23 protein-coding genes are annotated in these 23,306 nt (G+C 40.2%); 22 read left to right on the forward strand and 1 reads right to left on the reverse strand.

What is annotated here, in order from left to right; all coding sequences use genetic code 11:
- The first annotated feature begins 202 nt into the window (after nt 1-202).
- The 7 genes from AC1TPB_RS15190 to upp all read left to right on the forward strand — a co-directional run bounded on the left by AC1TPB_RS15190 (nt 203) and on the right by upp (nt 8,614).
- Nucleotides 203-1,450 carry a serine hydroxymethyltransferase gene (locus tag AC1TPB_RS15190; RefSeq protein ID WP_482077277.1) on the forward strand — a complete coding sequence of 416 codons (1,248 nt, stop codon included), beginning with the start codon at nt 203-205 and terminating at the stop codon, nt 1,448-1,450.
- A 496-nt stretch (nt 1,451-1,946) separates the two neighbouring features.
- Nucleotides 1,947-3,593 (forward strand): peptide ABC transporter substrate-binding protein, encoded by a 1,647-nt coding sequence (locus AC1TPB_RS15195; protein WP_482077278.1) that lies wholly within the window; start codon nt 1,947-1,949, stop codon nt 3,591-3,593.
- Between the two features lie 127 nt (nt 3,594-3,720).
- Nucleotides 3,721-4,656: an ABC transporter permease gene (locus AC1TPB_RS15200; RefSeq protein ID WP_482064294.1), complete on the forward strand. Its 936-nt coding sequence runs from the start codon at nt 3,721-3,723 to the stop codon at nt 4,654-4,656.
- A complete protein-coding gene (locus AC1TPB_RS15205; protein WP_482077279.1) occupies nt 4,656-5,579 on the forward strand; it encodes an ABC transporter permease in 924 nt (307 codons plus the stop codon). Before AC1TPB_RS15200 ends, AC1TPB_RS15205 begins: the two co-directional genes overlap by 1 nt.
- 127 nt (nt 5,580-5,706) lie before the next feature.
- Complete coding sequence (locus AC1TPB_RS15210) at nt 5,707-6,705, forward strand: ABC transporter ATP-binding protein (RefSeq protein WP_482064292.1); 999 nt, start codon at nt 5,707-5,709, stop codon at nt 6,703-6,705.
- A complete protein-coding gene (locus AC1TPB_RS15215) occupies nt 6,702-7,658 on the forward strand; it encodes an ABC transporter ATP-binding protein (RefSeq protein ID WP_482077280.1) in 957 nt (318 codons plus the stop codon). The genes AC1TPB_RS15210 and AC1TPB_RS15215 overlap by 4 nt, the downstream gene beginning before the upstream one ends.
- 326 nt (nt 7,659-7,984) lie before the next feature.
- Complete coding sequence (upp, locus tag AC1TPB_RS15220) at nt 7,985-8,614, forward strand: uracil phosphoribosyltransferase (protein ID WP_482077281.1); 630 nt, start codon at nt 7,985-7,987, stop codon at nt 8,612-8,614.
- 36 nt (nt 8,615-8,650) lie between these two features.
- On the opposite strand, the gene AC1TPB_RS15225 is transcribed toward upp, so the two are convergent.
- Nucleotides 8,651-8,797, reverse strand: a complete 147-nt coding sequence (locus tag AC1TPB_RS15225; protein ID WP_482077282.1) for a hypothetical protein — start codon at nt 8,795-8,797, stop codon at nt 8,651-8,653.
- A 168-nt stretch (nt 8,798-8,965) separates the two neighbouring features.
- Between AC1TPB_RS15225 and wecB the strand changes: the two genes are divergently transcribed.
- The 15 genes from wecB (at nt 8,966) to murA (ending at nt 22,991) form a co-directional block, all read left to right on the forward strand.
- Nucleotides 8,966-10,114: a non-hydrolyzing UDP-N-acetylglucosamine 2-epimerase gene (gene wecB, locus AC1TPB_RS15230; RefSeq protein WP_482077283.1), complete on the forward strand. Its 1,149-nt coding sequence runs from the start codon at nt 8,966-8,968 to the stop codon at nt 10,112-10,114.
- A 223-nt stretch (nt 10,115-10,337) separates the two neighbouring features.
- Nucleotides 10,338-10,535, forward strand: coding sequence for an AtpZ/AtpI family protein (locus tag AC1TPB_RS15235; protein WP_482077284.1), 198 nt, complete (start codon nt 10,338-10,340; stop codon nt 10,533-10,535).
- Nucleotides 10,528-10,917 (forward strand): ATP synthase subunit I, encoded by a 390-nt coding sequence (locus AC1TPB_RS15240; RefSeq protein ID WP_482077285.1) that lies wholly within the window; start codon nt 10,528-10,530, stop codon nt 10,915-10,917. Before AC1TPB_RS15235 ends, AC1TPB_RS15240 begins: the two co-directional genes overlap by 8 nt.
- 9 nt (nt 10,918-10,926) lie before the next feature.
- Nucleotides 10,927-11,694: a F0F1 ATP synthase subunit A gene (gene atpB / locus AC1TPB_RS15245; RefSeq protein WP_482064286.1), complete on the forward strand. Its 768-nt coding sequence runs from the start codon at nt 10,927-10,929 to the stop codon at nt 11,692-11,694.
- 102 nt (nt 11,695-11,796) lie between these two features.
- Nucleotides 11,797-12,012, forward strand: a complete 216-nt coding sequence (gene atpE / locus AC1TPB_RS15250; protein WP_482077390.1) for a F0F1 ATP synthase subunit C — start codon at nt 11,797-11,799, stop codon at nt 12,010-12,012.
- A gap of 85 nt (nt 12,013-12,097) precedes the next feature.
- On the forward strand, nt 12,098-12,580 hold the full coding sequence (atpF, locus tag AC1TPB_RS15255; protein WP_482077286.1) for a F0F1 ATP synthase subunit B: 483 nt from the start codon (nt 12,098-12,100) through the stop codon (nt 12,578-12,580).
- Nucleotides 12,577-13,125: a F0F1 ATP synthase subunit delta gene (locus AC1TPB_RS15260; RefSeq protein WP_482077287.1), complete on the forward strand. Its 549-nt coding sequence runs from the start codon at nt 12,577-12,579 to the stop codon at nt 13,123-13,125. Before atpF ends, AC1TPB_RS15260 begins: the two co-directional genes overlap by 4 nt.
- Before the next feature lie 15 nt (nt 13,126-13,140).
- The gene (gene atpA, locus AC1TPB_RS15265; protein WP_482064283.1) at nt 13,141-14,655 is read left to right on the forward strand and encodes a F0F1 ATP synthase subunit alpha; all 1,515 of its coding nucleotides are present in this window, start codon (nt 13,141-13,143) and stop codon (nt 14,653-14,655) included.
- A 131-nt stretch (nt 14,656-14,786) separates the two neighbouring features.
- Nucleotides 14,787-15,650 (forward strand): ATP synthase F1 subunit gamma, encoded by an 864-nt coding sequence (atpG, locus tag AC1TPB_RS15270; RefSeq protein WP_482064282.1) that lies wholly within the window; start codon nt 14,787-14,789, stop codon nt 15,648-15,650.
- A gap of 31 nt (nt 15,651-15,681) precedes the next feature.
- Nucleotides 15,682-17,088: a F0F1 ATP synthase subunit beta gene (atpD, locus tag AC1TPB_RS15275; RefSeq protein WP_482077288.1), complete on the forward strand. Its 1,407-nt coding sequence runs from the start codon at nt 15,682-15,684 to the stop codon at nt 17,086-17,088.
- Between the two features lie 21 nt (nt 17,089-17,109).
- Nucleotides 17,110-17,517, forward strand: coding sequence for a F0F1 ATP synthase subunit epsilon (locus AC1TPB_RS15280; RefSeq protein ID WP_482077289.1), 408 nt, complete (start codon nt 17,110-17,112; stop codon nt 17,515-17,517).
- A gap of 142 nt (nt 17,518-17,659) precedes the next feature.
- Nucleotides 17,660-18,916 carry a hypothetical protein gene (locus AC1TPB_RS15285; RefSeq protein ID WP_482077290.1) on the forward strand — a complete coding sequence of 419 codons (1,257 nt, stop codon included), beginning with the start codon at nt 17,660-17,662 and terminating at the stop codon, nt 18,914-18,916.
- 2 nt (nt 18,917-18,918) lie between these two features.
- The gene (locus AC1TPB_RS15290) at nt 18,919-21,186 is read left to right on the forward strand and encodes a proton-conducting transporter transmembrane domain-containing protein (RefSeq protein ID WP_482077291.1); all 2,268 of its coding nucleotides are present in this window, start codon (nt 18,919-18,921) and stop codon (nt 21,184-21,186) included.
- A gap of 14 nt (nt 21,187-21,200) precedes the next feature.
- Nucleotides 21,201-21,431 (forward strand): DUF1146 domain-containing protein, encoded by a 231-nt coding sequence (locus AC1TPB_RS15295; RefSeq protein WP_482064277.1) that lies wholly within the window; start codon nt 21,201-21,203, stop codon nt 21,429-21,431.
- A gap of 231 nt (nt 21,432-21,662) precedes the next feature.
- Nucleotides 21,663-22,991, forward strand: coding sequence for a UDP-N-acetylglucosamine 1-carboxyvinyltransferase (gene murA, locus AC1TPB_RS15300; RefSeq protein WP_482077292.1), 1,329 nt, complete (start codon nt 21,663-21,665; stop codon nt 22,989-22,991).
- The last annotated feature ends 315 nt before the right edge of the window (nt 22,992-23,306 follow it).

The raw sequence follows: 23,306 nt of genomic DNA on the forward strand, positions 1-23,306 counted from the left end.
CGATGTGTATGCTGACGTAGCAAATTCGACTTCGAATATGGCTTTCCATGGGGCGTATGATGCCCCTGCTCGGAAGCTCCAATTCTTATTTTTTAACTTTCTTTGAAAGTATATATAAATCAAATTCTAGCCTATGCTTTCGATGTATTTTTGTATCATTGAAGTCTAGCAAGAAGTAACAAAAATTTTAGGAGGAATAATAATGGAAAATTTACGTAAACAGGATCCGAAAATTTTGGAAGCTCTTGGTCTAGAGCTTAAGCGTCAACGCGATAATATTGAGTTAATCGCTTCTGAAAACATCGTTAGCCCAGCGGTACTAGAAGCTATGGGTTCAGTATTAACGAACAAATACGCAGAAGGTTATCCAAGCAAACGTTACTACGGTGGTTGTGAGCATGTTGATATTGTTGAAGATATCGCTCGTGATCGTGCAAAAGAACTATTCGGTGCGGAACATGCTAACGTTCAACCTCACTCAGGTGCACAAGCGAATATGGCAGTTTATCTTGCTGCATTGAAACCTGGTGATACGGTATTAGGTATGAATCTTGCTCATGGTGGTCACTTAACTCATGGTAGCCCAGTTAATGCTTCCGGTATTCTATATAACTTTGTTGCATATGGTGTACAAGAAGATTCTTTCACTATTGATTATGAAGAAGTTCGTAAGCTTGCGTTCAAGCATCGTCCTCGTATGATTGTGGCTGGTGCAAGTGCATATCCTCGTATTATTGACTTTGAAAAACTTGGTCAAATTGCGAATGAAATTGGTGCGTTGTTCATGGTTGATATGGCGCATATCGCAGGTCTTGTCGCTGCTGGTTTGCATCCAAATCCAGTGCCTCATGCTCACTTTGTTACAACGACAACACATAAAACTCTTCGTGGACCTCGTGGTGGTATGATTCTTTGCCGTAAGCCTTGGGCTGCTGCGATCGATAAAGCTGTATTCCCTGGTTCTCAAGGTGGTCCATTGATGCATATTATTGCTGCTAAAGCTGTTGCACTCGGCGAAGCTCTACAAGATGATTTTAAGCAATATGGACAGAATGTTGTTAACAATGCAAAAGATCTTGCAGATGGACTTACTGCAAATGGTATTAATCTAGTTTCTGGTGGTACAGATAATCACCTCATGCTGATCGATACTCGTAACTTGAACATTACTGGTAAAGTTGCTGAACATATTCTTGATGAAGTTGGCATTACAGTGAACAAAAATGCAATTCCATTTGACCCAACTAGCCCGTTTGTAACAAGTGGTATCCGCCTAGGTACACCAGCTGTAACTGCGCGTGGTATGAACGCTGAAGCTATGCAAGTGATTGCTGATGTTGTCGCAATGGTATTGAAAAACCCTGAAGATGAAGCTGTGAAAGAAGAAGCTCGCGTTAAAGTTCGTAATCTTACAGCTAAGTTCCCTATCTACCCAGGTCTAACTTACTAATAGAATAATATATTAGACTGTCCTGTCAGAAAAACACTTCTGATAGGGCAGTTTTTTTATCTTTTAAAGTCAAATAATATGTTTCAAATATAACGAATAGGAGGGATTAATTATGCAAATAGTAAGGAAGTGAAGTATATCTGGAACACAATAATTAATTCAATATATTACCACTATACGTAACATTTAACTGGGATAAAATGTGCTCACAATAAATTCACTATTTTATTGAGTGCGTTAATAATTCAGTAGTACCAAGGGATTATTCGTCAAGGTTTACAAGTATTTAACCATTGTAAATTTTTGTTGTGTTGACACGTTTTACATTCAAGTAGTATAGTCAACCCCATGTTTTCATTTAAGAATTGTATAATCGCAAGATAGCATAAATATTAGTTTTGTTGCATGAGGATACACCCTTCTAATATTTTCATCATGATTTTTACGGTTCAAACAACAAAGCTTAACCACATCTAGATTAAAGGGGAGTAAGAACATGAACAGAAAGAATCTAATTTCTATCCTTTCTTTGGTACTTGTACTAGCTATTTTCACAACTGGCTGTGCTAGTGGTTCTGGAAGTAAGAGTGGCGCAAGTAATAATGAATTCCGTATGAATTTAGCTACCGAGCCTCCAACATTAGATCCAGCACAAGCAACAGATCAAGTATCTTTTACAGTTATTAATGCAATCTATGAAGGTCTAACAATTGTTGACGAGAATGGTGATATTCAACCAGGTGTTGCTGAAAAATGGGATATTTCGGAAGATGGTAAAACATACACATTTACAATTCGTTCAGACGCTAAATGGAAAAATGGCGATGCTGTAACTGCTAACGATTTCGAATTTTCTTGGAAACGTGCGCTTAATCCAGAGTTAGCTCCTAAACCATCTGAATATGCGTACCAATTGTACTATATCAAAGGCGCTGAAGCTTATAACACGGGTAAAGGCTCTGTTGATGATGTAGGTGTAACTGCTACAGACGAGCACACTCTTGTCGTGACACTTAACAGCCCAACAACATATTTTGAATCATTGCTATCTACTGCTATCTACTTCCCAGTTCACTCTTCTGTAACTGAGAATGAAGCTTTCGCTGCAGCGGCTGATACGATGATTACTAATGGTCCATTTACAATGACGGAATGGAAACGTAATACATCGATTGTTCTTGAGCCCAACGAAAATTATCATGCTCTTGCTGATATTAAATTCGCAAAAGTATCCATGACTATCGTTAATGATCCAAGTTCAGAACTTAATATGTATAAAACAGGTAAATTAGATTATGCTGGTCACCCAACGGGTACACTTCCAACTGATCAATATGCAACACTTGCAAAAGAATATCCAAACGATTATGAAGTTAAAGGAACTGCAAGTTTGTATTACTACATTATCAATACAACTGTAGAACCTTTCAATAATGCAAAAATTCGTCAAGCTTTATCAATGGCGATCAGTCGTTCTGACTTAACTGAAAAAGTAACACTTGGTGGTCAAATTCCTGCATTTGGACTAGTTCCTCCAGGTATTAAAGGTGTTGAAGATGAGTTCCGTAGTGAAGTTAAAGATGATTACTTCCAAGAAAATATTGAAGAAGCAAAAGCATTACTTGCTGAAGGTCTTGCAGAACAGGGTTGGACTGAGCTTCCTGCGTTCAAATTAACTTATAACACTGATGCTGCTCATCAAAAAGTAGCTGAGGCAATTGTTGATATGTGGCGTACAAATCTAGGAATTGATGCTCAAATCGGTAACGAAGAATGGGGCGTATTCTTAGATAATCGTACAGCAATGAACTACCAAATCGCACGTGCCGGTTGGGGAGCAGACTATAATGATCCAATCTCATTCATTGGTCTATTCACTTCTAATAGCGGTAATAACAACACAGGTTACGCCAATCCAGATTACGATGCTTTGATCGCTCAAATTAACGCTACGGATGATCAAAAGGTTCGTATGGAATTAATGGCTCAAGCAGAAAAAATGCTTATTGAATCACATTCTATTATGCCGCTTTACTATTACAGTTCAGTGCATATGATGAGACCTGATGTAAAAGGTGTATATGTTGACTTTAAAGGTGATGTTAACTACACACGTGGGTACTACGAACAAGAACAAGAATAGGGTTCAGAGATACTTCTGAAAACTTACTTTTGAACTTGCATTAATAATACAAGTTGGGGGGATATATGCTTCTTTTTCAGCATATATCCTTCTCTTGTAACATGACATATTGGAGGTGTGACATAAGTTGGTCCGCTATATTATACAGAAGATAATGTACATGCTCTTGTCGATATTTGTTTTAGCTTCAGCGACGTTCTTCTTAATGAAGGCGATACCGGGTAATCCGTTCCAGTCAGAGAAAAACATCCCTGCTGCTATTCAACAAAAATTGATGGAGAAATACGGATTTGATAAACCGATATGGGAGCAATACTTAAACTATATGAACAACCTGCTGCATCTTGATCTTGGAACATCAATGAAACAGCAATATACAACAGTAGAATCTGTTATTGTAAATGGTTTTGGATATTCGATGCAGCTTGGTTTATGGGCAATACTCTTATCTATTGCTGCAGGATTGCTTCTTGGTCTTATCGCTGCTTTAAATCATCGTAAATTTCTTGATGGTTTCACAATCTTTATTGCTGTGCTAGGTGTATCTATACCTAACTTTGTCGTAGCTGCCGGATTACAGCATATATTCGGAGTTGAATTACAATGGTTTAACGTAACGGGGCTAAATGGTCCTATGGACTACGTGTTGCCAGTTATTGCTTTATCGTTCCTTCCGACAGCATTCATTGCGAGACTTACTCGTTCAAGCATGCTTGAGGTTCTATCGGCAGATTATATTAAAACAGCCAAATCTAAAGGCTTATCAGGAAAAGTTATTCTTGTACGTCATGCCTTAAGAAATGCAATTTTGCCGGTTGTGACTTATGTCGGTCCGATGACTGCCAACATTATTACAGGGTCTGTTATTGTAGAGCAGATATTCGGAATCGGTGGTTTAGGTAAAGACTTCGTCAATAGTATTACAAATCGTGATTACACGTTAATTATGGGACTTACGATTTTTTATGCAGTTATTCTGATGCTTGCGCGCTTAATTACAGATATCGCCTACGGTTTTGTTGATCCGCGAATTAAGTTAGCAAGAAGCAAAGGAGGATCGTAATGTCAGATCAAACGTTAACTAAGAAAGATTTTGCAAAGCTAGAGAAGAATGAAGTTTCTTCTGATCTAGTTGTGCGTGAAAGTATATCTGCTTGGAAAGATGCTTGGATTCGTCTGAAAGAAAACAAGCTTGCTATGATAAGTTTAGTCATTTTAATAGTCATTATTTTCTTTGCGTTTTTTGGTCAAGCGATGACGCCATATGATTATAAAACGAATGATTTGTCGATTACGAATCAAGCGCCGAGTTCTGAGCATTGGTTCGGTACGGATGCTCTTGGACGAGATATGTTTGAACGTACTTGGATGGGTGCAGGAATATCGTTACAGGTCGGATTATATGCTGCAATAATCGATCTCATTCTTGGAGTTATTATTGGCGGTATTATGGGGTATTACGGCGGTAGAGTAGATGAGATATTGAATCGTTTTTGTGAGATATTGTATTCCATACCAAGTATGCTAGTTGTTATATTGCTAATTGTTATTCTCGAGCCGAGTATGTTCACGATTGTATTAGCACTTAGTATTACAGGCTGGATTAATATGGCGTGGATTGTCCGTGGACAAGTTATGCAACTGAAAAGCCAGGAATATGTGTTGGCTGCTCGTACGCTAGGCGCTAGTACAGGTCATATTATGAGAAAACATCTTATTCCAAATGCAATGGGTCCAATTATTGTTACGATTACAATGACGGTACCATCTGCTATTTTCGCAGAAGCATTTTTGAGCTTCCTTGGTCTAGGTGTTCAATCACCTGCTGCTTCACTTGGTACATTAATTAATGATGCATTGAAAGCTATGACAGTCTATCCGTGGCGTATGATTTTCCCTGCCATTCTAATTAGTTTAACAATGCTTTGCTTTAATATATTTGGTGACGGATTACGTGATGCACTAGATCCGAAAATGAAAAAATAACGGATGCTCACGGTAATTCACTTCGATGAGAAGTAATATAAAAAGTTTTAGATCATGCTTCCGAAGTAACTTTTTATCATGAGAAGTAGATCAAGATGCAATATATAAAGTTTTAGGAGGTGGAATAATGGAAAAGCTACTTGAGGTACAGGATCTTAAAGTTCACTTTAATGTCCGTGGTGGTGTCGTTCAAGCTGTCCGTGGTGTGAATTTTCACATCAATAAGGGTGAAGCGGTAGCGATTGTTGGCGAATCTGGTTGCGGCAAAAGTGTAACTGCCCAATCTCTAATGCGCCTTGTTCCTAGCCCCCCTGCTGTCATAAGCGGTTCTATTATGTTCGAAGGTAACGATTTACTGAAAAAAAGCGAAAAAGAAATGGAAGCGATTCGTGGTAAAGATATCGGGATGATCTTTCAAGATCCGATGACTTCTTTGAATCCTACCTTAACAATAGGCACACAAATCGTTGAAGGATTGTTGAAGCATGAGAAGCTAAGTAAAGCTCAGGCTCGTGATCGTGCTGTTGAAATGCTTACGCTTGTAGGTATTCCGAATCCAGCAGATCGTATTAAACAGTATCCTCATCAATTTTCCGGTGGTATGCGTCAACGTGCGATGATTGCCATTGCACTAGCTTGCAATCCTTCACTCTTGATCGCTGATGAGCCCACAACTGCACTAGATGTAACAATTCAAGCGCAAATTATGCAAGTGATGAAAGATTTGCAGAAAAAGATGGGTACTTCCATCGTTCTAATCACGCATGATCTTGGTGTCGTAGCCGACGTATGTGATAGAGTCATCGTTATGTATGCAGGTAAAGTGGTAGAAACAGGAACAAAGTATGAGATTTTCAACAATCCACAGCATCCTTATACTAGAGGATTACTGCGCTCTGTACCACGTCTTGATCAGAAGAAAGATGAACCATTGATTCCGATTCCTGGTACTCCACCAGATCTGTTCTCACCGCCGAAAGGCTGTAGTTTTAGTGCGCGTTGTCCTGAAGCGATGAGAGTATGCGTTAATATTGATCCAGATCTTGTATCGGCAGAAGATAATGAAGCTCATCGTTCTGCTTGTTGGTTATTACACCCTTATGCGAAAGAGGGGGATTCAGAATGAGTAAGCCATTAATAGAAGTTAATCATCTGAGTAAATTTTTCAACCTTGGAAATAATAATATATTGAAAGCTGTTAACGATATAACATTTTCTATTCAGCAAGGTGAAACAGTCGGTGTTGTTGGTGAGTCTGGTTGTGGGAAATCTACTGCCGGCCGTACAATGATGCGACTATATGAGCCTACTGAGGGAGAAGTTCTGTTTCAAGGTAAAAATATTTACGATTTGAAGGGCAGTGAGATGAAGGCCCTTCGTCGTAATATGCAGATGATATTCCAAGATCCGTATGCATCGCTTAATCCTCGTATGACGGTTATGGATATTATTGGAGAAGCGTTAGATGTTCACAAATTAACAAGTAGTCGCGCTGAGCGCAAGAAAAAAGTAGAACAACTACTAGAGCTTGTTAATTTGAACTCTGCTCATGCATCTCGTTATCCACATGAATTTTCTGGTGGACAACGACAACGTATTGGTATTGCACGTGCACTTGCAGTTGATCCAAAATTCATTATTGCCGATGAACCAATATCCGCACTCGATGTATCGATTCAAGCTCAAGTGGTGAATCTATTACAAGAACTACAACGTGATATGGGATTAACATATTTATTCATCGCTCATGACCTATCCATGGTAAAACATATTAGTGATCGTGTTGCGGTTATGTATCTGGGTAAAATTGTCGAGCTGGCAAGTAGTGAAGATTTGTATGCAGATCCAAGGCATCCATATACTAGAGCTTTAATGTCGGCTATTCCAATACCGGATCCAGAGGTTGAGGCAACGCGTGAACGTATTGTATTAACTGGCGATTTACCAAGTCCGATTCATCTACCATCAGGTTGTCATTTCCATACGAGATGTCCGATTGCGACTGATAAATGTAAGGTGGATGCTCCTAAATTGTTAGATGTTAAGAAAAATCACTTTGCAGCCTGTCATTATGCGTAGAGGATATAAAGTGAAAATATTCAAATAAAACAAAAAACGACTGCTGTGCAAATATGCGAACAGAGCCGTTTTTTGGTTTTTTGCTTGAGCCTGTTAGTGTAATAATACAAAATAGTTATGCTAGCACCATAATATTTTGTTATTAATTATTATGTGGAACCAACTTGGTTATATGCCGTAGCAACAGATAAGTTGTTCCCGAGTATTTTATAGAATGATAACGAATTTAGGTGCAACAACAGACCTTCAGTGCTATAATAAGTTGGATTATGATCGATATGAGATATAGTTAGAAAGAAAATATATAGACAATTCTGGGAGGTTCCATGAGCAATTTATTTATTTGTGATCATCCGATGATCCAGCATAAGCTTACTTTTATTAGAGATAAGGAAACGAATACGAAAGATTTTCGTGAACTTATTGACGAAGTAGCTACTTTCATGGCATATGAAATTACAAGAGAAATTCCACTTCAGACGATCAAGGTTGAAACGCCAGTTGCGATCACAGAATCTAAAATTGTCTCAGGACGTATGCTTGGCCTAGTGCCTATTTTGCGAGCAGGTCTAGGTATGGTTGATGGTATTTTGAAATTGATTCCTTCTGCAAAAGTTGGTCATATCGGGCTTGCTCGTGATCATGAGACGTTGCAGCCCAAAGAGTATTATATTAACTTGCCAACTGATGCACAAGATAGAATGCTTATTGTCGTCGATCCCATGCTTGCTACAGGTGGTTCCGCTATTGCAGCGATTAACTCTTTGAAACAGCGTGGTTGTGAGGATATAAAGTTAATGTGTATTATTGCTGCACCAGAGGGTGTGAAAGCAATGCAAGAAGCTCATCCAGATGTAGATATCTATATTGCTGCATTAGATGAATGTTTAGATGAAAAAGGTTATATCGTTCCAGGGCTAGGTGACGCAGGAGACCGTATTTTCGGCACAAACTAAGAGGTAGCTCAAATTATCCGCTTGTGATCACGAAGGTTAAGCTGATGAAGCGTATTCGACTGCGAATATGAAATGAACTTGGAAAGTGTAGCGTAAGCTTCCGATGTATGTTTCTTGCAGAAACATTGTAGGTTCGCGTGTACCAAGTACGTACCTTGCGCTTCCGCCTTTCTCAAGTAACATTCCATCTTCTTGGTGCTGACAAGCGAATAATTTGACCTTGATTGGAATGAGGTAGCTCAAATTATCCGCTTGTGATCACGAAGGTTAAGCTGATGAAGCGTATTCGCCTGCGAATATGAAATGAACTTGGAAAATACGGATTGAAAAGTAGAATTGGAGTGGAGCAGTTTGTCTAAGTTAAAAGTAATGACAATTTTCGGGACTAGACCGGAAGCTGTAAAGATGGCTCCGTTAGTATTAGAGCTGCAAAAACGTGAAGAAGAAATTGAATCGATTGTTTGCGTAACCGCACAGCATCGTCAAATGCTAGATCAGGTGCTCGATTTCTTTGAGATTAAGCCGAATTTTGATTTGAATGTAATGAAGGATCGTCAGACGTTAACAGAGACGACAGTTCGTGTGCTTGAAGGTCTTGATCCTGTACTGGAAGAGGCAAAGCCCGATATTGTGCTAGTCCATGGTGATACTCAAACAACATTTTTAGCTAGCTATGCATCATTCTTGAAGAAAATCAAAGTAGGTCATGTTGAAGCGGGACTTCGTACATGGAACAAGATGTCTCCGTATCCCGAGGAGATGAATCGTCAGCTTGCTGGTGTATTGTCTGATGTTCATTTTGCACCTACCGATTCGTCTGCGAATAATCTGCGCAAAGAGAATAAGCATGAAGATACGATTTATGTTACGGGTAATACAGCTACCGATGTATTCCAATATACAGTGGATGATTCCTTTACACATCCTGTTATTGAATGGGCGAAAGGCAAACGAATGATTTTAATGACAGCACATCGTCGTGAATCATTAGGTGAACCTCATCGTCATATTTTCAATGCTGTCAAACGGATTGCTGATGAAATTGAAGATGTTGTATTCGTATATGCCGTACATCCAAATCCAGCTGTACGTGAACCAGCTCAAGAAATTTTGGGTAATCATCCGCGTATACAGTTAATTGATCCATTAGATGTATTCGAATTCCATAATTTCTACCCACATACTTATATGATTATGACAGATTCTGGCGGGTTGCAAGAAGAAGCACCATCATTTGGTGTGCCAACACTTGTGTTACGTGATACGACAGAGCGTCCAGAAGGAATCGAAGCTGGTACATTAGAGCTTGTTGGTACCGATGAAGAACAAGTGTATGAACGTGCAAAAGCATTGTTGAGCGATTCAGCATTATATATGCGTATGAGCCAAGCCGCTAATCCTTATGGTGATGGACAGGCTTCAGAACGTATTGTTGATGCGATTTTGCATTATTTTGGAAAATCATCGACTCGCCCCGATTCGTTCACACAACGTTCATAGTTTCGTGGCCATTCATATCGTTAAGAGAAAATGTACAGTATACAGTAGCACTGTACGGTTTGTCATATAAAACATCCCTTGCCTGACAAGGGATTACTAGTAGGAACTATTGTTTTTATGTAGTAAAATCAATTGACAAACCTTATATTGCTTCGATAAAATATATGAAGATTGGCAGGAGTGTCTGTCCATGACGAAGAAGAGCAAGGAAGATAACCCGCTGTTGGGGTTGGCGCTTGTTGGAGCGCTTGGTATTCAAGTTGCTGTTTGTATATTTCTTGGGTATTGGGCTGGAGCCTACATTAGCGACCGATCGGGCAATTCAGGATGGGTCGTAGGCGGTGTTATGTTCGGACTTGCCGTAGGCATTGTATCCGCCATCCTTGTCGTAAAAAAAGTGCTGGAGGACTCCAATGGATAACATGATGAAGTCAGCTGTACGCTGGATGTTCATTCTTATCGCTTCTGCATTTATAATGTGGCTCTTCCTGCCTCAGTGGAAGTCGGTTACATTAGGAATTGCGTTAGGGCTTATAGCAAGCAGTATGAATGCGTTTTTATTGCATCGTAGAGTTGGCTTAATAGCTGAATACGTAGAGAAAAGTGGCAAGCCTTCTAAACCAAAAGGGCTGGGTTTCGGTAATCGGATCGCAACAGTGTTACTACTTGTGATGATTGCTTACCGCTATCCAGATATTATAAATGTACCAGCCGCTCTTGCAGGCAGCTTGGTTATGCCCTTCTTAATTTTAGCAGCAGCTATTGTTCACACTGTGAAAGAAAATAACAGCGGAAAGGAGTGAAGTTGAAATATGCATATTTTCCCAATTGTGGACTGGGGTGGCGTTGAATTTGACCTTTCTGCTATTATTGCCATCACTGTTACTTCAATTCTTGTATTTGTGTTGGCGCGCTTAGCGGTTCGTAATTTATCGGTTGAGAATCCGACCAAAGCACAAAACTTTTTGGAATGGATTGTGGAATTCGTTCACAATACAATTGCGAGTACGATGCCATTGGAAAAAGCCAAAAAATTTGTAGGTCTTGGGATGACAATTATTTTATTCATCTTTACAGCCAATGTGATAGGGCTACCGGCTCAGATAGTGACAGAAACGGATCATGTGATTCTGTCATTGGGAATTACAGAAGAAGTACTCGCAGAACATGACGGAATTGCGCACATCTCTTGGTGGAAATCACCAACAGCGGATCTGTCTGTTACAGCGGGCTTGGCCCTTGTAGTATTCTTTATTATTCATTTCTTAGGAATAAAATGGAATAGGAAGCACTATTTTAAGCATTACTTTGAACCATATCCGGTTTTCTTTCCAATTAACGTAATCGAGACGATTGCAAAGCCAATAACGTTGGCATTGCGTTTGTTCGCTAATATTTTAGCGGGTGAGATATTGATTACGACGATCCTGATGCTAGGGATTTTAGGAACTCCGTTTATGATGTTATGGCAAGGTTTCAGTATTTTTGTAGGCGGACTTCAAGCGTTTTTGTTTACAATACTGACAATGGTATACATTTCTCAAGTAGCTATTCACGAGGAAGATCATCAGCAAACATAACGACAACTTTCTTTGTATGAGCGTGATAAACGCCTTCAAAGTTCGTTATAAATAAGTAATAATAAATAATTACCCAATTATAAGGAGGAATTAGAAATGGATTTGAATGTATTGTCAGCAGCTATTGTAGTAGGTCTAGGCGCGATTGGCGCAGGTATTGGTAATGGTATGATCGTATCAAAAACAGTTGAAAGTATTGCTCGTCAACCAGAACAAAAATCTGCGTTGCAAACAACAATGTTTATCGGTACAGGTATCGTCGAGGTAGTTCCACTAGCTGGTGTAGTTATCGGCTTCTTGGCATTCTTTGCTAACTAATAAAAGTCTTTAATGGCGGGGAAGGGCTTGCCCTCTTCGCCTTTGTTTTGATTATATCGCCCGATCGTTGGAAAGGAGTGCGGTTATGGATTTATATTGGACAAATACTGCGTTTACCATTATTGCTTTTATACTGTTACTGTTGCTTTTGAATAAATATGCATTTGGCCCGTTGTTTGCAGTAATGGAGAAGCGTAGACAGATTATTCAGGAGCAGATGGATGCTGCAACTAGCAGTCAAGCACAAGCAGAGGCTGCTATGGTTGAGCAAAAAGCAGCGCTTGATGAAGCGCGCAAGGAAGCATATTCAATTCTTGAGCAAGCAAGAGCGACTAGCTCCAAGCAAGCTGAAGAAATGGTATCTTCTGCGAAAAATGAATCTATAAGAATTAAAGATGATGCACTCAAAGATATCGAGAGTGAGAAAAATAAAGCGATCTCCGCACTTCGTGCAGAAGTGGGCGGCATTTCTGTGCAAATTGCTTCTAAAATTATTGAGAAACAAGTTGACGAGAAGTCTCAAAAAGAGATCGTTAATAAGTATTTAGACGAGGTTGGAAGTAAATGAGCCGTGATATCGTCGTAGCGAAGCGCTATGCACGGGCGTTGTTCGAGCTTGCAGCCGCTGGCAAGGTCGTATCTCAGATTGAACAAGAATTAAAACTTTTCGTAGATGTAGTTGCTAGCGATGAGCAGTTAAATAAATTTTTGGAACTGCCAAGTGTACAGCTTCAAAGTAAGATGACGTTGCTGAAAGATGTTTTCGGCGAAAAGTTGTCTGAGCTTGTATACCAAACGTTACAGCTTATGGTTGAACGTGGCCGTCAGCAAGGTATACCGAGTCTGTACGAAGCCTATGTGAAAATTGCTGGTGAAGCATTAGGACAAGCGCATGCAGTAGTTTATTCTGCTCAGCAGCTTTCTGATGACGAGCTAGCTAATGTTGCGACTCAATTCGGACAAGTAACAGGTAAGAAAATTATTGCAAAGCAAATCGTTAATTCAGCTCTTCTTGGTGGCGTTCAAGTTCGTATTGGCGATCGTCTATACGATGGAAGCTTATCTGGTAAGCTGGAGCGGTTGCAGAAATCTTTAAATTCTAAAGCACTGTAGATAGGGGTGAACGAATTGAGTATTAGGCCTGATGAAATTAGTACGCTGATTAAACAGCAAATTGAAAAATATAAGTCGGAAATTCAAGTCGTGGACGTAGGCACTGTTATCAATGTCGGTGACGGTATTGCTCGTGTACATGGTCTTGAAAATGCGATGCAAGGAGAACTTCTTGAATTCGCTAACGGTGTCGTTGGTATGGCTCTTAACCTTGAGGAGAGCAATGTCGGTGTCGTTATTCTAGGACCTTACACGGATATTCGTGAAGGAGACCAAGTTAAACGTACGGGTCGTATTATGGAAGTTCCAGTGGGCGAAGAGCTGCTTGGACGTGTTGTCAACGCACTTGGACAACCAGTTGATGGTAAAGGTCCAATCAATACAACGGAGTTCCGTCCGATTGAATCACCAGCACCTGGTGTTATCGATCGTAAATCTGTACATGAGCCCATGCAAACAGGTCTTAAAGCAATTGACTCTATGGTACCTATCGGTCGTGGACAACGTGAGTTGGTTATCGGTGACCGTCAAACAGGTAAAACGACGATTGCTATCGATACCATCATCAACCAAAAAGGCACTGGCGTAAAATGTATATATGTAGCTATAGGTCAAAAACAATCTACTGTTGCTAACGTAGTAGAAACACTTCGCCGCAACGGTGCACTTGATTACACAATCGTTGTAACTGCTGGTGCTTCTGAGCCATCTCCATTGCTATACCTAGCTCCTTATGCAGGCTGTTCAATGGGTGAGTACTTCATGTACAAAGGCGAGCATGTACTAGTTATCTATGATGACTTGTCCAAGCAAGCTGCAGCATACCGTGAGCTTTCCCTACTGCTTCGTCGTCCACCAGGTCGTGAAGCGTATCCAGGGGATGTATTCTACATTCACTCTCGTTTGCTAGAGCGTGCAGCTAAGCTAAGTGATAAATTGGGTGGCGGTTCTCTAACGGCTCTTCCATTTATCGAGACTCAAGCTTCTGACGTATCTGCTTACATTCCAACAAACGTAATCTCCATCACTGATGGACAGATCTTCCTAGAGTCTGACTTGTTCTACTCTGGACAGCGTCCTGCGGTTAACGTAGGTATTTCTGTATCCCGTGTTGGTGGTGCTGCACAAATTAAAGCAATGAAGAAGGTTGCTGGTACACTTCGTCTTGACCTTGCAGCTTATCGTGAGCTTCAAGCATTCTCTCAATTCGGTTCTGATCTTGATAAATCTACAGTTGCCCGTCTAAATCGTGGTGCTCGTACGATGGAAATACTTAAGCAAGGTGTTAACCAACCGATGCCAATTGAGAAACAAGTTGTATCGATCTATTCTGCGGTTAAAGGTCATCTTGATGATATCGCAGTTGAAGATGTTCTTCGTTTCGAGCAAGAATTCCACGCATTCCTTGATAGCAGCCGCTTAGAAGTACTTGCTTCTATCCGTGATACGAAGGATCTTGTTGCTGATAACGAGAAAGCACTTGTTGATGCGATCAATACATTCAAAAAAGGCTTTGCTGGTTCCGTATAATTGGACAGTGTAAGTTCGAGATATATGCTATATATGGGTACATGTATAATTGTCTGCACCTAGCCTGCTAAGTGCAGACCCCTTACCACGCTTGGATAAAGCACCGAGCAAAAGAAGGCGGGTGAAACGAAATGGCAAAAGGCATGCGTGAGATAAAACGTGAGATCAAAGGTAAGCAAAGTACAAGACAAATAACTAAAGCGATGGAAATGGTTGCTGCATCTAAGCTTAGAAGAGCACAAGAGGCTGCAGTTGCTGCAAGACCATATGCTGACAAGTTGTTAGAGGTTGTTAACAATATCGCTGCTGGCACGAAAGATGTGCGTCACCCCATGCTAGAGACCCGTCCGATCAAAAGAACGGGATATCTTGTTATTACTTCCGACCGTGGTTTGGCTGGTGGTTACAATGCGAACGTCTTACGTAAAGTAACGCAAACAATTAAAGAAAAGCATAAGTCTTCTGAAGAGTATGTAATTTTCGTTATCGGACGAAAAGGACGCGACTACTTCCGTCGTAGACAAATGCCAATTCTTGAAGAAGTAATCGGCTTGTCTGATTCCCCTTCATTTGGCGATGTGAAATCTATAGCTGCTACAGCAGTTCAAAAGTTCTCAGAAGGTGCTTATGATGAACTTTATATTTATTACAATGAATTCATTAACGCACTTACTCAACTCCCAACAGAAACTCGATTATTACCATTGGAAGATGTATCTGATGGCAAGACACCAGTTTCTTCATACGAATATGAGCCATCTGCTAAAGGAGTGCTTGAAATACTCCTTCCGAAATATGCAGAGACACTTATATACAGCGCTGTACTAGACGGTAAAGCTAGTGAATTTGGTGCTCGTATGACGGCAATGGGAAGTGCAACGAAAAATGCAACGAAGATGATTAACCAATTGACATTAACGTATAACCGTGCGCGTCAAGCGGCAATCACGCAAGAAATAACTGAAATCGTTGCAGGAGCTAACGCACAATCTTAAGTTCATATATGAGGAACCGGGAGGGAAAGCAATGAAAAAGGGACGCGTTGTATCCGTCATGGGTCCGGTCGTCGATTTAGAGTTTGAACGAGGGTCTTTGCCACAAATTATGAATGCTGTAACCATCAATCATAAGGCAGAAGCTGGTAGTGTAGCTATTAATCTTACACTTGAAGTTGCCGTTCACCTAGGCGATAACCTAGTTCGTGCAGTAGCGATGAGTACTACCGACGGTCTAGTTCGTGGTATGGAAGCAGTTGATACTGGATCCGCTATTACAGTACCTGTAGGTATGGCTACTCTAGGACGTGTATTTAACGTACTAGGTCAACCCATCGATGAAGCTGGCGATGTTGTATCTGAAGTTAAACTTCCGATTCACCGTGAAGCACCGAAATTCGATGAATTATCTACACAATCGGAAATTCTTGAAACAGGGATTAAAGTTATCGACTTGCTTGCCCCTTATTCCAAAGGTGGTAAAATCGGTTTGTTCGGTGGTGCCGGTGTAGGTAAAACAGTAACAATCCAAGAACTTATCAATAACATCGCCCAAGAACATGGCGGTATTTCTGTATTCGCGGGTGTAGGTGAGCGTACTCGTGAGGGTAATGACTTGTACCATGAGATGAAGGATTCCGGCGTACTTGCAAAAACAGCGATGGTATTTGGTCAGATGAATGAACCTCCAGGAGCACGTCTACGTGTAGCCTTGACAGGTCTTACTATGGCTGAGTATTTCCGTGATAATGAAGGTAAAGACGTACTTCTATTCATCGATAATATTTTCCGCTTTACACAAGCGGGTTCTGAAGTATCTGCGCTACTTGGTCGTATGCCGTCAGCGGTAGGTTACCAACCAACACTTGCAACGGAAATGGGTCAATTGCAAGAGCGTATTACTTCTACTAACAAAGGTTCTGTTACATCAATCCAAGCGATCTACGTTCCAGCCGATGACTATACGGATCCGGCTCCTGCAACGACGTTCGCCCATCTTGATGCGACAACTAACCTTGAGCGTAAAATTTCCGAAATGGGTATTTTCCCAGCGGTAGATCCGCTTGCTTCATCTTCTCGTATCCTAAATCCCGAGATTCTAGGAGCAGAACATTACAACGTAGCTCAAGGCGTGAAGAAAATTCTTCAAAGCTATAAAGAGCTTCAAGATATTATTGCAATCCTTGGTATGGATGAGCTTTCTGATGAGCAAAAATTGATTGTATCGCGTGCGCGTAGAATTCAATTGTTCCTATCTCAACCATTCCACGTTGCTGAACCGTTTACTGGTCTTGCTGGTAAATACGTTCCAGTTAAAGAATCAATTCGTAGCTTTAAAGAAATTCTCGAAGGCAAACATGATGACCTACCTGAGGAAGCATTCCGTTATGTAGGTGTTATTGAAGAAGCCGTGGAGAAGGCCAAAACGCTAGTATAGCGAAGAGTGGGAGGAATCCACATGAGTACGTTTCTAGTTGAAATTGTAACGCCTGAACGTAAAGTTTATGCGAAAGAAGCAACTTTGGTGACGGTAACTGGTGTTGAAGGTCAATTAGGCATTATGGCTAATCATATTCCATTTGTTACACCATTGAAGATTGCTCCTGTTATCATAAAGCGTGATGGTAGTTTAGATGAAATTGCAGTAAATGGCGGCTTTATTGAAGTTCGTAAAGATAAAGTAGTTATTCTAGCTGAAAGTGCTGAGATATCTGAAGATATTAATATTGAACGTGCAGAAGCAGCGAAGCAACGCGCGCAGCAGCGCCTAGCTCTTGCTAAAAGCGACGAAATTGATTTCAGAAGAGCGGAATTAGCATTACAGCGTGCAATGAATCGTCTGCATACAAAACATGTTATAAAATAAGAAAGCTGATTGTCCGTTCGGAACTTCCGAAATGGGCGATCAGTTTTTTTGTTCTTGGCTTGTTATTACGGTAATAGGTAGCTAGTTATTAGTGAAGTATAGTAATATATGTAGTGACTGTTAACAATTGAGGTGAGGCAAGTTGGCAATGTTTTCGCAAGAGGTATGGCTTATTCCTATATTATATATCGCAGCGTTCATCACGATTATTACTGTGGGCAAAAGCATGAAGCAAGGGGGAGCCCTTGTTAATGTCGTATTTGCTATGCTTGCCTTTGGCTTATCAATTACTGTGCTCATTGAGCGATTACGACCACATACATTAGACTATAGTTTCCATCTAGACTGGTTAGTTGTTGGTGAAGTCTATTACGCGATAGGCTATGAAATTACTGATCTCAAAACATGGCTACTAGTATTAATAACAGGAATATACTTCCTTATACATATTATTTCGATTCAGAAAAAAACTCCAAATCTCGCCTCATCAATCTACGCTTATATGAGCTTATTTATGTTCGGATTGAGCGGTATACTGCTATCAGACAGCATTTTAGTTTTCTATATATGCTCAGTATTAGTTAGTGTAAGTGTATATCTCATGTTAGTACATCCAAGCGTTGAATGTCATCAGACGTTACTATGGCGCTACGTATTATCTCAGTTATTTGCACATACCGCTTTATTAGTCGTAATTGTCGTCCTATATTGGTACATGCCAGACACATCATTACAATTCACGATGCTGCAAAATGTATTTGGTGGGCAGGCTGAACATTTTACAGAAGCGATGCTAGTTTGGTTGTCATTATCTATAGTCGTTAGTGTTATTTGTTTGACGGGACTATTTCCGTATTTACATAGGTTTAGATTAGTTCGCTCTGGGCAGTCGATGGTTCAACTACTTGTTAGTACATTAAGCTTTGTTTTTGTTCCTATATATACACTTATCGCATTTGCTGATCTTATCACAGCATCGCCAATTATGGCGGGCAAGCATTCACTATCGCTATTGGAAGAACAGATCGGCATTGACGTTAATCTAATGCCTGCTTTATGGATTGTTATAATAATAGGTATAGTTGTTTCCTTAGGTCCGCTATATAGTAAGCGTTGGAATGAAAAAGTGGAAAAGCGTTTGATGACTGACGATGGTAAATATACGAATAAATTTTCGGGAAGTATTCGAGGCGCAGCTATTCAAACAGGTTCATACATCGTGCAATGGGTGGCGATGCTTGAACATATTTTATACCAATTGTGTACTGTCTGGTTGCTATATCCATTGCGCAGAATAAGTCATATGTCAGCAAATACGACAATAATGCGTGCGACGATCTGGATGATCATAATTGTTACTTTGTTGACTGGACTATATACATGGATGTGGAGGGGATGACATTGGTTCAATTGATGTTAATAGGTCTAATAGTTATTCCACTCCTTGGGGTTATCGCACTTATGTTACTACGGCGTTCATCGCTACGAATCATTCGCCCGATGACGATATCAATTACAGTTCTACCGATATTCATGATTCTCATATTAATCTATGAAATTTCACATACGGATTCCTTAGAGCTATTTACGATATCACTGCATAGTTTGTCACTGCTTTCCAATCAGCAACATTCTTTACCGGCTACATTGGTATTAGGGCTAGATGCGGTTTCTTTATGGCTGATGTTGTTCGTTACGATCATTATCGTGCTTACTGCATGTGCAGGTGTATATATTAAGAAGCGCCAGAAGCTATTTTACGGATTAATTATGCTTGCTGAAAGCTTACTACTTACGCTATTTATGGCGCGCGAAGGATTGTTACTTATCGGTCTCATTGCTATACTAGCGATCATTATCTTCTTTCTTATTGGCATATGGGGACAAGATGGCAGTGTTATTGTAGCAAGAAAGTTTGCGATAAGACAGCTAACAGCTTGTGTCCTATTGATAGTGAGTAGCTTATTGCTTACAACTTTACATACGAATGAAAGTGATTATGAATATCAATTGTCATTAACGAATGAAGCGAGCTATATGATGCAGGAGCATTTGTTAGATGAGCAATCTGACCAACAACAAGTACGGCAAGCTGCGTTTGTACTGTTTGTCCTTGCATTAATTTGTATGCTACCAATGATAGGGGCACATCACTGGTTTATCGCCCTATTTCGCAAAAGTCATATGGTCGTCCTCATGCTCTATTGTGGAACGATAGCGATCACAGGGTGGTATGTGCTTTATCGAATCGGTAGCATATATTTCTTCGATTTGCTGGCGTCCATTAGTGAAGCGGTACTATGGATATTAAGTATTCAATTTCTATATGCTTGTATGCTGCTTTGGAAGCAACAGCAGCTTAGAGGTTGGTTTGCTTACGGGGTATGGGGGCAAATGTCGCTCATCGGTATTCTTATGCTTACGATGTCGGAGCAAGGCTTAACGATATCGCTGCTGCATCTATTATCCTTCGTAGCGACAAGCTCGCTCTTATGCTTCTTATTAGCTGCGATCATTGAACGAACGGGGACAGATCAGATTCAGCCATTAAGCGGGGTATTGATGAATACACCTTTTCTAAGTGGCAGCTTAGTTGCTACAATTTGTGCGTGGCTCGGTATTCCAGGATTATCACAATTCATCGGTACAGCTCATGCAGTCATTTTGACGTTTCCGACTAGTCGCTGGATTAGTGTAATGGTTACGCTTGGTATGCTATGCAGTGTGTTAGTTGCGGTTCAACTATTGTATAAGCTGCAACGTGGCAAATTAGATGCATCGAATGTACTGAATACACGACATGAATCGAATATACCGAGTAGCGAGTTCAAAGATATGCGCTTCACTGAAGCAATTCCGATTATTGTATTGTTATCTATTATGATATTGATTGGATGTTATCCAATTGTCGTTGCAGATATGTTGGAGCTAGAATTACATACTGTTTATAATATGTGGAATGATATTGGGGTAGCTGCTGCATGGGATATCGGGGGAATTATTGCGATATGGACGACACTCGGTGAACATTCGAATATTATCATTGTGTTTGCTTTGCTTATGATGCTAGCGATTGGGTTAGTTAGTCGGAAAAACACTCGAATAAGTGCCTTAATATATTGGCAGACATTATTTCAGCTACTTGCACTTGTTGTTATCATCGCTTCTAGTTATAGGTCAGGGTATACAATGAATGGGCTAGATCTTACGCTATATGTAGTCGTCTATATTGTGTTGCTAGTAGCCACGATGCTGGGCGTTCGTAGCTTTAACGAGCCGCAACAACGTAAGTCGATATCGGAATGGCAGGGCTTATATTATCGTGATCCGCGATTAGCATTGATGATGCTATGGCTTATTATGCATTGGATGGCATTACCGTTTACTTCGCTGTTTCAAGTGAAGCTTACTGCCATTAGTACATGGCTAGAGCAGGGTAATTTTGGATTGCTAACGGTATGGGCTTTGCTGCATCTTATGATGTTGAAAATGTGGTTGGATTGGCTAGCTGCCATATATCTCGTAAGTGATACGCAACAAGTATCCGCTCGCCGAAGCTTATCGACCTCATCAGATCGTAATGGATTAACGACTTTGAAATCCCGCAATGCCCGCATATTATTAATGGGCTGTTGCTTAGTTCTTATTGTTATAAGTTTTATTGTATAGAAAGAGGTTGTAGTATGACTACAGGAGTAGAAGGTTTATTTTCAATTGTACTTATTGTATTGTCTATTATTTTCGTATGGATTATTATGTCAGAAATTCGCTGGGATAAAATTTTGAAAAAACATACCAGCATAAAATCGCGTATGCTGCAAGTAGTCATAGCTATTGTCATTGGATATTTGTTAGGTAGCTTTATTTTGCAATATTGGGGTTACTCCACAATGCTCCAGCAGTTTGTCGAATAACTGGAGGCAAAGATGCAAACACTTGATATAAATAAGCTCAAAGGTAGTTCAAAACATCCGTTTGTGATCAGGATGTGAACAAATACGACAAAAAATTTAGATTAGAAAATTCTTCTTGTCGATTGATCGCCAAAGATGTTAAGATGAAGATTAGTGGATGCATATTTGCGAACAAATATGGGATTCCATGGAATATTTTTTGGAAAATTATGATTCGCGGAGGGACGTAAGATGGCAAAGATTATCGTCCGCGGAGGTCAACGATTAATGGGAAAAGTGCGTGTAAGTGGTGCAAAGAACGCAGTACTTCCTATTCTTGCTGCCTCATTGTTAGCGACTGAAGGCGAAAGTGTAATAACTGACGTGCCTGCTCTTGATGATGTGATGACGATTCAAGAGGTATTAGCTTCATTAGGTGCTATAAAACAATATAATCAGGAAACAATGCGCATCTCTGTTCCACAGATTACATCGACAGAAGCGCCTTATGAGCTTATTCGTAAGATGCGTGCATCATTTCTAGTGATGGGTCCGTTATTAGCAAGAGTCGGCAGAGTGAAAATTTCACTGCCAGGTGGGTGTGCTATTGGTTCAAGACCAATTGAACAACATCTAAAAGGCTTTGAAGCTATGGGAGCTGTTATTAATTTGGAACATGGTGCTATCGAGGCAACTTGTCCCAATGGACTACATGGTGCTAAAATTTATTTGGATGTAGCTAGCGTAGGTGCAACTGAGAATATTATTATGGCAGCTTCATTGGCTAATGGTACAACCATTATTGAGAATGCTGCACGTGAACCGGAAATTGTTGATTTGGCTAATTACATTAATGCTATGGGCGGCAAAGTTCGTGGTGCTGGTACAGGCATTATTCGCATAGAAGGTGTGCAGTCACTTAAAGGTGCTCATCATCAGGTTATTCCTGATCGTATTGAAGCGGGTACTTACATGATTGCCGCCGCGATTACAGGCGGAGATGTAATGGTCGAAGGTGCAATTGCTGATCATCTAGCTCCTGTAATTTCTAAGCTAGAGGAGATGGGCGTTCAGATTACGAGTAGTGATGCTGGTATTCATGTTCGTGCGCCAAAGAAATTGAAATCGGTTGATGTGAAAACATTACCGCATCCTGGATTTCCTACCGATATGCAGTCACAGATGATGGCATTATTGTTAATTTCTGAAGGGACAAGTGTCATTACAGAAACGGTATTTGAAAACCGATTTATGCATGTAGAAGAATTCCAAAAGATGTCTGCAACAATTAAAGTTGATGGCCGAACTGCTATAGTGACAGGGAATACGTCACTTACAGGTGCAAAGGTTTGCGCAACGGACTTACGTGCTGGAGCTGCATTATTATGTGCTGCACTACGTGCTGAGGGTGAAACTGTCTTAACGGGTCTTCACCATGTAGATCGTGGTTACGTCGATATTACTGGCAAGTTAGCTTCTTTAGGCGCGAATATTGAGCGTATTGAGGCTGAAGAGCAAGTGTTATCTTCACCAGTTAAAGAAAAGAAGCGTTTTTCAATTGTACAAGAGCTTATGGCATAATGTGATAATAATTATTCAAGGGTGTACATTTTATTCGTATCTCATGTAGATGATACGAGTACAATGTTCACCCTTTTTAGCATGTTGAAAAAGCGAATCGTAATCACGATCATTTATTTTGATCCATTCTAATATGAATAATCTTTAATCTTCTATTTTCGCATTACTATTCTATTCTAGTAAATCTATTCATAGGCTATAGCATGAAAGATGAGAGAAACTAGGCAGAGAGGAAAGTGGATCATTTGAAATATAGGCATAGAAAGCCTATTACGCAAATTAGTAGAAGATCAATGATAATTACTCTATTAGTCA

The organism is Paenibacillus sp. Y951 (genome assembly GCF_056786395.1).

Excerpts from the sequence above, each read along its gene's own strand:
- upp (WP_482077281.1), top strand. The coding sequence starts at position 7,985 with ATGAGCAATTTATTTATTTGTGATCATCCGATGATCCAGCATAAGCTT.
- AC1TPB_RS15210 (WP_482064292.1), top strand. The coding sequence starts at position 5,707 with ATGGAAAAGCTACTTGAGGTACAGGATCTTAAAGTTCACTTTAATGTC.
- AC1TPB_RS15215 (WP_482077280.1), top strand. The coding sequence starts at position 6,702 with ATGAGTAAGCCATTAATAGAAGTTAATCATCTGAGTAAATTTTTCAAC.
- AC1TPB_RS15195 (WP_482077278.1), top strand. The coding sequence starts at position 1,947 with ATGAACAGAAAGAATCTAATTTCTATCCTTTCTTTGGTACTTGTACTA.
- atpD (WP_482077288.1), top strand. The coding sequence starts at position 15,682 with ATGAAAAAGGGACGCGTTGTATCCGTCATGGGTCCGGTCGTCGATTTA.
- atpF (WP_482077286.1), top strand. The coding sequence starts at position 12,098 with ATGGATTTATATTGGACAAATACTGCGTTTACCATTATTGCTTTTATA.
- murA (WP_482077292.1), top strand. The coding sequence starts at position 21,663 with ATGGCAAAGATTATCGTCCGCGGAGGTCAACGATTAATGGGAAAAGTG.
- atpG (WP_482064282.1), top strand. The coding sequence starts at position 14,787 with ATGGCAAAAGGCATGCGTGAGATAAAACGTGAGATCAAAGGTAAGCAA.
- AC1TPB_RS15260 (WP_482077287.1), top strand. The coding sequence starts at position 12,577 with ATGAGCCGTGATATCGTCGTAGCGAAGCGCTATGCACGGGCGTTGTTC.
- AC1TPB_RS15280 (WP_482077289.1), top strand. The coding sequence starts at position 17,110 with ATGAGTACGTTTCTAGTTGAAATTGTAACGCCTGAACGTAAAGTTTAT.
- AC1TPB_RS15205 (WP_482077279.1), top strand. The coding sequence starts at position 4,656 with ATGTCAGATCAAACGTTAACTAAGAAAGATTTTGCAAAGCTAGAGAAG.
- AC1TPB_RS15295 (WP_482064277.1), top strand. The coding sequence starts at position 21,201 with ATGACTACAGGAGTAGAAGGTTTATTTTCAATTGTACTTATTGTATTG.
- AC1TPB_RS15240 (WP_482077285.1), top strand. The coding sequence starts at position 10,528 with ATGGATAACATGATGAAGTCAGCTGTACGCTGGATGTTCATTCTTATC.
- atpB (WP_482064286.1), top strand. The coding sequence starts at position 10,927 with ATGCATATTTTCCCAATTGTGGACTGGGGTGGCGTTGAATTTGACCTT.
- AC1TPB_RS15190 (WP_482077277.1), top strand. The coding sequence starts at position 203 with ATGGAAAATTTACGTAAACAGGATCCGAAAATTTTGGAAGCTCTTGGT.
- AC1TPB_RS15225 (WP_482077282.1), bottom strand. The coding sequence starts at position 8,797 with ATGTTACTTGAGAAAGGCGGAAGCGCAAGGTACGTACTTGGTACACGC.